The 8479-nt window shown below is 42.3% G+C and carries 7 protein-coding genes and 1 tRNA gene; 3 read left to right on the top strand and 5 right to left on the bottom strand.

Annotation, left to right across the window (positions count from 1 at the left end):
- Positions 1-374 precede the first annotated feature (374 nt).
- The 3 genes from C900_RS29035 to C900_RS26000 all read right to left on the bottom strand — a co-directional run bounded on the left by C900_RS29035 (position 375) and on the right by C900_RS26000 (position 5068).
- Entirely contained in the window at positions 375-2858 is a 2484-nt protein-coding gene (locus C900_RS29035; RefSeq protein WP_185114003.1) for a caspase family protein, read from the bottom strand.
- A 436-nt stretch (positions 2859-3294) separates the two neighbouring features.
- Entirely contained in the window at positions 3295-4374 is a 1080-nt protein-coding gene (locus tag C900_RS26005; protein ID WP_009583413.1) for a PAS domain-containing sensor histidine kinase, read from the bottom strand.
- A gap of 229 nt (positions 4375-4603) precedes the next feature.
- Complete coding sequence (locus C900_RS26000) at positions 4604-5068, bottom strand: nucleotidyltransferase family protein (RefSeq protein WP_009583410.1); 465 nt, start codon at positions 5066-5068, stop codon at positions 4604-4606.
- Positions 5069-5526: 458 nt separating this feature from the next.
- Here C900_RS26000 and C900_RS25995 point away from each other — a divergent pair, with 458 nt between their 5' ends.
- A complete protein-coding gene (locus C900_RS25995) occupies positions 5527-5787 on the top strand; it encodes a hypothetical protein (protein ID WP_157494237.1) in 261 nt (86 codons plus the stop codon).
- Between the two features lie 112 nt (positions 5788-5899).
- Here the strand turns inward: C900_RS25995 and C900_RS25990 are convergent, their stop codons facing one another.
- Together C900_RS25990 and C900_RS25980 are read right to left on the bottom strand one after the other, a co-directional pair.
- Entirely contained in the window at positions 5900-6088 is a 189-nt protein-coding gene (locus tag C900_RS25990) for a hypothetical protein (RefSeq protein ID WP_009583403.1), read from the bottom strand.
- A 394-nt stretch (positions 6089-6482) separates the two neighbouring features.
- Positions 6483-6556, bottom strand: a tRNA-Ile gene (locus tag C900_RS25980).
- Between the two features lie 99 nt (positions 6557-6655).
- Here C900_RS25980 and C900_RS29535 point away from each other — a divergent pair.
- Positions 6656-7273, top strand: a complete 618-nt coding sequence (locus tag C900_RS29535; RefSeq protein WP_009583398.1) for an HAD family hydrolase — start codon at positions 6656-6658, stop codon at positions 7271-7273.
- Entirely contained in the window at positions 7270-8385 is a 1116-nt protein-coding gene (locus C900_RS25970; RefSeq protein ID WP_009583397.1) for a site-2 protease family protein, read from the top strand. Before C900_RS29535 ends, C900_RS25970 begins: the two co-directional genes overlap by 4 nt.
- Positions 8386-8479: the final 94 nt, after the last annotated feature.

Raw genomic sequence — 8479 nt, 5'->3', positions numbered from 1 at the left:
GCTATGGTAATGATGGTGTATTGTCATTATCCTCAAAATCAACTGAAAGTTGTTGGTTACCTCGGGATGACTTTGACTTTTGAGACATGTACAGACTGCAGTAAAAGCACAGGCTTTTTGATGGGTAAGGTGTGAAGCATGTATTTTCTAAAAGTCATAGTTTCTTTAAGTTACCGCGTATCTCCTCTGGGACTATATTTACTGTTAAGTTAACGGCTATGCCCTCTGGGGCTAAATGTCTCTTAGCTTGACGGCAATGGGGCTTGCCACGAGGAGGAATCGAAGTGATCCTCTCTTAATGCACGTCAAGGAAGAGGGGATTGCCGCACTTCGTTACCAATAACGATAAGTTGTGAGTTTCTTACAAGCACTAACTACTTGATCAGATAGGCAGGTCGAAGCTGGTCATCTTTTCTGCTATTGTAGTTCTCTAGTCTGTAGGACTTGTTGCTTGGGGTGTGAAAAACAACCAGGTCGTTACCAGCCCAATGTGATTTTACATCGGACGCACTGGAGATCCATGCACCTTTGGAGTATATGTAGTAGCCTGCATCATTGGCTCGCCACACAGCATGATCAGGAGCACTTAAAAGGGTGGCCGTTCTCAACTGATCATCCTGGTTGTTTTTATAATCTTCCAGGAGGTAGGTTTGAGAAGTGACAGGGTCAAAAACAATGAGATCATTTTCGCTGTAGCAACTGGTTGTACGTGTGGCAATTTGTTCACCACCTACATACAGCCAGTAATATTTGTCTTTTGCCTTCCATGTCGCGTTTCCTTTACTTTTGTAAGTATCATCAGTGTTTGCAGTGTGGAATTCCAGAACCGTTGCTGCCCTGATTTTTTTATCCTGCAGGGAATAAAAATCTGTCAGCCGATATCGTGAGCCCGAAGAAGAATGACGAACGAGCAGGTGATTACCATCGGCTTCATTGGTGGTTTCCTGCGCTATCTGTTTTCCTTGTACATATAGCCAATATACGTTGTTTTCTGCCATCCAAAAAACTGATGACGATGATGTAGACAGCAACCTGACAGGGCGCCATTGATTATCCTGCAGGTGGCTGTAATTCTCAAGTAGATAAGTTTTTGTAGTTTGCGGATGGTAAACCAGCAGGTCATTGCCAGCCATAGCATATACTGTTTCAAGCTGTATGTCTTTGTTGTTCTCCTGAACATAAAAGAGGTTATTCTCAGCCCTCCACTGCACCCGGTTTGATGATTCAAGAATGGAGGCCGTACGCAGTTGCCTGTCCTGCAGGTTGGCGAAATTTTTCAGCAGGTATGTTGTTTGGCTGGCTGTATGTACTACTTCCAGATCACTGCCCCTCCACGTACTGCTCGTCTCAGGGGCAATGTTTTTTCCCTTTACATACAAATGATATTTGTTGTCAAAGGCACTCCAAAATACGGAGCGCTGATCGCTAAGAAGTTGAGCCTCCCGAAGTTGGTTATCCTGCAGATTGGAAAAATTTTTTAGCAGATAAGTAGCCCCTGTTTTGTCGTAGTATACCAGCAGATCGTTATTCGAAAAGGCAGAAGAGGTAGAGGTTGCTATCTGCTCTCCTTTGACGAAAAAGAGAAACATATTGTCTTTTGATTTCCAGAATATGTTTTGTGTTTTCGAGATAACTTGAGCCGGCCGCAGCTTATTATCCTGCAGTTGATAGTAGTTGTCCAGCACCAAAGTGGTGTTTGTAGCAGGGTGATAGACAAGCATGTCATCGTCAGATTTGGAGTGGGTGATCTCTTGGCTGATACTCTTGCCCTTATCATACACATAAAAACTCAGGCTTTTTGACCGCCAGAGGTAGTCATCATATTCAGAGATGATGTCTGCCGGCCGGAAAATGTTATCCATAAGCTTCGCATAGTCCTTTAAAAGGTAGCTTACCCTGGTGATTGGGTCATAAGCCAGCAGGTCATCATCAACATATGAATAGGTGGTTCTACTGGCGATTTGCATCTGATTATCAAGTAAATGCCACTCCTTTTCATCGGATTTCCATATAGCCCGGGAGTTCAGGTGCTGAGTGGTGCTTACATTAGCGTCTGTTGTAGTTTTTGCAGTAAGCTTATGAGTGCTCTTTTGCTCCTGGCTTCCTACCTGGGTTTTGTTAAAGTAAAAGTCACCAATAAGCGAAGTAGATTCCCAGGGGATCTGCCGCTGGCCGGATTGGTCCACCACTGCTCTTCTTACATTCTGGAAAACCTGGAGAATGGTGAGGTCAGGGGTAAATAGGTTTTGCAGCAGGGCTTCTGTGTATAAACCATTGCTGCCTGTGCCATCAGAGGCCGTTTTTCCCGGTGCAGTGGCATAGGCGATAAGGGAGCCACTGGGGGCGTTCATAAAAGCAAGTCCATCGCTGTTGGCAGACCGGCTCCAACTCCTTTGGAATGGGTTGTTGCGACAGGCGTCCAGGATCACAATGTTCACCTTGCTTTTTGCATATTCCATCAGGCCGAGCACGCGGTCGGCCCGCACACAGTCGTACTCTATCTGTTGTTCAGTTGTTAAATTGGTCTCAATAGGAATAAGATAGTTGTTGCCATTGGCCTGGATGCCATGACCGGCAAAATAAAACAAGCCTACTCCGTAGTTTTCCAGCCTGCGGCCAAATTCATCAATTACCTGCTTCATCTCACGTTGAGTGAGGTTCTCATATTCCATCACTTCAAAACCCAGTTTTGTTAATGCATTTTTCATGGAGCGGGCATCATTGACCGGGTTTAATAGCTTATTGGCGTTTTGATAGTCGGCATTCCCAATGATCAGGGCCAGTCTTCTATCTGTTTCGGATTGAGCAAATAAATCAAAGGAGGAGAGAAGAAGGAGTGTTATAAGCCAGCGAATCATAATTACATTAAAAAATTTCATGGAATTTAAGAAAAATTATCTCATTTTCCGACAATAGAATTTTAAAAAAGAAGCAAGTTTTTTTAATAGTGGCTTTAAGAAAACTCACAACTTATCGTCATCGGTAACGAAGTGCGGCAATTCCCTCTTCCCTGGCGTGCATTAAGAGAGGATTGATTCCGTCAACGGCCGGGTGGCAGGTACCTGGAAGCGAACGGTGAAACGGGATGAAATAGTAGTGGAGGTGGACCTATTCGGGGAGTTCAATAATACGGTGAGCAGTAAGTTGGAAAGAAAAGCCCGGAATCTTACCGGTTATTTCGGGAAAGAGGTGACATTTAAAGTTCGGCAATAGCTTGGCAATCCCTTAAGGCATAAGACGCTGAATGGAAATACGACTCAATCCTTTGGCTGTTATTCTTGGGCGACTTCACTGTTACTCCGGCAAGGTGACTTTTACTTTAGTACCTTTCCCGGGTTCGCTATCCACTTCTATTGAGCCGTTGAGTTTTTCTATAACCGTCTTAACTATGAACAGCCCCATACCATTACGACTTTCATTGTGCTCGCCTTTATAAAACATCTCAAACATCCTTGATTGAATATATTGCGAAATGCCTTTACCATTGTCGTGAATAGAAACGGATAATCCTTTCTGGCAGCGTTCGATATTAATGGTTACACGGTGGGTTGACCCGCTGGTGTGACACTTTCTGTACCTCAAGGCGTTATCCACGAGATTCCAAAAGATCCTTTCAAGAAGAAATCTATAGCCCGAGTACGGTGTCTCCAGTTGTATATTAGTGTCTATAGCTGTATCGCTAAGCAGCGAATCGTGTTTTAGGGCCTTAAGCACTTTTGCCAAAAGTTTTTTAAAATCGATCTGCTCTTTTTTAAACTGTCCGAGATATATGGTGTAGATCTTACGCAGATCATAGAGCAGGGAGTCCATTTTTGAACTATTTGTGAGGATGAGATCCAGGTAGTTAAGCGTATCGGTATCGAGTTTGTTCTTTCGGGCAAGAGTGGCCAGACCCTTAATGGAGGCAATTGGAGCGCGCAAGTCGTGCGATGATTTGTACAGCAGGTGCTTTAGTGTATTTGTAGCCTGGAGCAGCTCGGATTCAAGCAAGCGGAATCGCTCTGACTTATCAAGCGCCCGGGAAATATCTCTAATGACCATAATAAAATACCTGCTGTTGTCAGAAGATTCATCAACAGCCATTAGTTCAACATGGTAATACGAAAGCTTACCTTCCCTGTTGGGCCTGATAACCTGAAGGCTAAAGGTTTTACCATCTTTGAGGCGAGAACTGTTATTCCAAAAGAAATAGTTGAATGCTTCATCCATAGACAAGGCATCTATGGGTTTGCCTATTACATCCCCTTCTTTATGGTCCGACAACTTCAGGAATGCTGGGTTAGCATATTGAACAGTTCCTTCACCACTAATAATCAGTACTGAGTCGGAGACACGATCAAAATATGGTTGATCCAACTGTTTGGTCGAAGGCATCTATTACTATGTTTATAGCTGTAGAAAATCCTAATTAAATCAAAAAACTAGTGGGAAGCATCACAATTGTAAGTTTTTAGTTGTAATTTGTATAAAAATGGTCGATTTTATTATTAATCAGAAAGAGCACTTGAATTGTTCTATTGATAAAGTAATAGCGGTTTTCTTTTGAGATAGGATGATCAGCGTAAAGTAAATTGACCACAGCATAACGAGCTTGTCTTTCTACTCAAAGCGACTGCCGGATATTTTGGGCGTTCTGCAGTACTCTTATCGCTACCTCTTCTTTAGGATCACCGGAAGCAATTTTTTCTGTTAAAAGGTCATCGAGATTGAGAATAGGAATGATTGTGTTGTTAATTGCTGCTTTTTCGCGTCTTGCGTAGCAAAGGTCAAAGTCACTCGCCTCAAAGGCATGGAGTTTAAATGAAAAGGCTATCAGCAAACTTTCGTCTGTATGAGGTTCTCTATAGATACTTTGAAAGGCTGTGAAGCTGTATTTGTCTGAATCCGTTTGTATTAAACTGTTTAGCTTTTCTACGTTTTCCTTTTGTGAAGCCAGCCAAAGGTCAATTTTGGAAACAGGTTGTATGTGCCCGTAAAAAGCAGACGCTACTCCTCCCAGAACGACATACTGGATGCCAGCATTGGCAAGGCTGTTTATAAAAGAAATGAACGTGTTATTCGAAACCATTCAAAGCAGGTATATTCGGGAACTCATTATCAAAAGTTGAATTTTTGACCACAAACCTGTTGAGGGCTAAGAAGTTCAAAATATTCCGGCTGTTTTTCATGACCTATGATGTAATATATGGCAGATAAAATCGAATAATCTTTTAAGGTAAACCGCATGATGTTTAAAATGTTATTGATGAACATTAATTTTTCTGGGAACAATTCTGGTGCTATTAGATCTTTGATGGGTTTATTTGAAAAATATTGATTTACTTATAAAAGTCAGGCGCCAAAGACTAAACTTGTTGGGCAACAGAGGTATAATAAAATGGAAGCGGCTTATACTCGAAGGAGTGGTGCTGTTGCGATTGGTTTGCCTGATAAGTCGCTTAATCGCAATTATAAGTATTCCACCTGATTGGGGTGGTTATTTTTCTGGAGGAACCGTAAAATATATATGTAAAAATGGCCTTGATCATGACTAAACTCAATAGATCAATTGTCCATAGGGGCTATGTATTTTATATTGACGTAAGTATGACCGACCCCAACTCCGGGGATGGTCCATATACCGCTTTTGTACGTGTAAATCGAAAACGAGCGCTGAGGCTTATAGAAGTGGCCGGGCTTAATGTAAGAGATGATCGCGGGAAAAGAAAGCTGTTTGATACCGTGGAAGATGCTTTTGAAGAGGCGGAGGAATTTATAAAAGGTTTTAATATATCTGTTAGTACGTAGTAGCAGGTGTAGATAATAGAGGCAACCTGTATATCGCTGCCTCTCGAAAACAATTTGTTATTTTCCGGTTGCTTTTGAGTCGCCTGGCTGATTTGATAACTCATAGTTCATTTCAGCTTCCAGTGTTTTTATCGTTTTTTCTTTGCTGAGCAAAATCATTATACTTTTCCAATCCTCTTGCTATCACATCTGTCCGTTCATCCTGAGCCTGCTTTAATTCTTCTTCAGAAAATGTCACCGGCTCTTGTTTTGATACCAGATTCAGGATTCTTTTCACTTTATAGTTATCAGGATTGTTCATCCCTGACGCAGCTACTCTCTTACCGTCATTCCTGAGGTAGCACAGCGGAGCTCAGAAATCTCCCGGATCCGTGACATTGCCTGGAGTTGGGGAGATCCTTAATAATTTTCTCCGCTGTCCTCCGAAAATTTCAGGAAGACGCGGTAGTAGGGGTTCAAAGGGTTCTACCTTGGCTCTGGTTTACCCTTTGCCAACTGCTTCTGCCGATTTCCAACTTCCCCAGTATCGGGACAGGCTTCTCGCCCAACAATATTTAAATAAAAAGCATAGCTACCGCCATGCTTTTTATTCCGTGGGCCCACCTGGGCTTGCCGATGTTCGCTATTGCTCAATCGGGACCCAATAACATGTACAATAAAAAAAAAGGCATAGCTGCTGCCATGCCTTTTTAATGTGGGCCCACCTGGGCTCGAACCAGGGACCCCTTGATTATGAGTCAAGTGCTCTAACCAGCTGAGCTATAGGCCCTTCAGGAAATTTGCTGTATTTACATCAGCTATCTCCTTGAAATTGGGATTGCAATGTTACATATTTGCTCCGAATTACACAACAACAAAGTTATCAAATTTGAGACAGAGAAAAGTAAATAATTTAATATTTGACCTGGGAGGGGTGATCATCAACCTGAGCATACAAAAGACTATTGACGAACTCGCAAAGCTTGGAGGGAAAACCCCGGACTTTATAAAAGAGCAATATCTGCATCATGATGAATTCAAGAAGTACGAAACAGGAGCTATTGGTGATGATGAATTCAGATCTTTTCTGCGCGGGTTGCTTTCTTTTTATGGCCCTGATGCCGACATAGACAGCGCATGGAACGCCATGATCCTGGATATACCTGCTGAAAGGCTTAGCATGTTGAAAAGATTGCAGCATGACCATCAGGTGATGCTACTGAGCAACACCAACACCATTCACATGAACCGGGTTCGCGAGGTGCTCGCTGTTCACGGTACAGATTCTTTTGATCCTTATTTCCACAAACAGTACTATTCGCATCTCATCAATAAAAGAAAACCCGATGCGGAGATATATCAGATGGTACTTGAAGAAAACAATATTGACGCTGAGGATGCATTATTTATAGACGATAATGCTGATAATATAAAAGGAGCAGCTAACTTAGGGATTCAGGTACTGCATGTGACTTCGTCAGAAACGCTGACAAATTTTTTTGAATGAATAAAAACGTCAGAACATACTTAATACACCTATCACTGTTTGTTATCACCTTTTTTACTACCACGATAGCAGGAGAATGGTGGATACATGGAAAGATCTGGTTACTTACGGATTACAGTTGGGCAGATTTCAGTCACGGCCTGAAATACTCTGTCCCCTTATTGCTTATTCTTACAGTACATGAATTTGGACACTACTTTACGGCCAGGTATCATAAAGTAAAAACTACGCTGCCTTACTATATCCCGCTACCACCACTTCCAGGGTTTATAGGCACTATGGGAGCTCTTATCAGGATAAAAGAGCATGTGCACTCTAAGAAACTACATTTTGATATAGGAGTAGCAGGCCCTGTGGCTGGTTTTATAATAGCTCTCGGGGTACTTTACTATGGTTTTACCCACTTGCCGGAGCCGGAATATATTTTTGAGATCCATCCGGAATATGAACAATATGGTGCCGATTATCAGGAAAAAGTTTATCAGCAGCAATCTGATTCGGTGCTCAGTATATCCGTAGGAAAGCCTCTGTTGTTTCTCTTTTTTGAAAAATATGTAGTGGAGGACCCTGCACGAATACCTAACGCCCATGAAATGATGCATTACCCCTGGCTTTTCGCAGGTTTTCTGGCGTTGTTGTTCACTGCGCTTAACCTGATGCCGATAGGGCAATTGGATGGGGGACATGTGCTGTATGGGCTGATTGGTTATAAAAAACATAAAAAGGTGGCGACAGTAGTTTTCTTTGCCTTTTTGTTTTATGCAGGCCTGGGCTATATTACACCGTATGATGACAACCTGTTTTTGAGTATACCGCTCTATATACTGTTTCTCTATATTGCACTCAAAGGCCTGCGCAAAGGGTCAATGACCACACTCATGTATGCATTGATCATATTTACCACACAGTTTGTTATCTCATTGATAGAGCCTACAGTCCAGGGGTATTCAGGATGGTTGTTATTCGCAGTGATCGTGGGGCGTTTTCTTGGCATTTATCACCCACCCTCTTTAGTTGAAGAACCTCTCGACCTGAAGCGTAAGATCATCGGGTGGCTGGCATTGGTGATCTTTATTATTTCTTTTAGTCCGGCCCCGTTGATTATCAGTTAGTATTTAACCTGAGTTCGATATGAAATGGTTAAAAAAGGGCAGTCATCCCGAGTTGATTTTGTGGATAATGACATTATACCATCATTAACCACAG

The sequence above is a fragment of the Fulvivirga imtechensis AK7 genome, assembly GCF_000331535.1.
Classification (GTDB): domain Bacteria; phylum Bacteroidota; class Bacteroidia; order Cytophagales; family Cyclobacteriaceae; genus Fulvivirga; species Fulvivirga imtechensis.
This window is presented reverse-complemented; position numbering and strand designations above follow the sequence as displayed.

Bases quoted from the DNA above. Each gene is read 5' to 3' on its own strand.
- C900_RS29035 (WP_185114003.1), bottom strand. From the start codon at position 2,858: ATGATTCGCTGGCTTATAACACTCCTTCTTCTCTCCTCCTTTGATTTA.
- C900_RS26005 (WP_009583413.1), bottom strand. From the start codon at position 4,374: ATGCCTTCGACCAAACAGTTGGATCAACCATATTTTGATCGTGTCTCC.
- C900_RS26000 (WP_009583410.1), bottom strand. From the start codon at position 5,068: ATGGTTTCGAATAACACGTTCATTTCTTTTATAAACAGCCTTGCCAAT.
- C900_RS25995 (WP_157494237.1), top strand. From the start codon at position 5,527: ATGACTAAACTCAATAGATCAATTGTCCATAGGGGCTATGTATTTTAT.
- C900_RS25990 (WP_009583403.1), bottom strand. From the start codon at position 6,088: ATGAACAATCCTGATAACTATAAAGTGAAAAGAATCCTGAATCTGGTA.
- C900_RS25970 (WP_009583397.1), top strand. From the start codon at position 7,270: ATGAATAAAAACGTCAGAACATACTTAATACACCTATCACTGTTTGTT.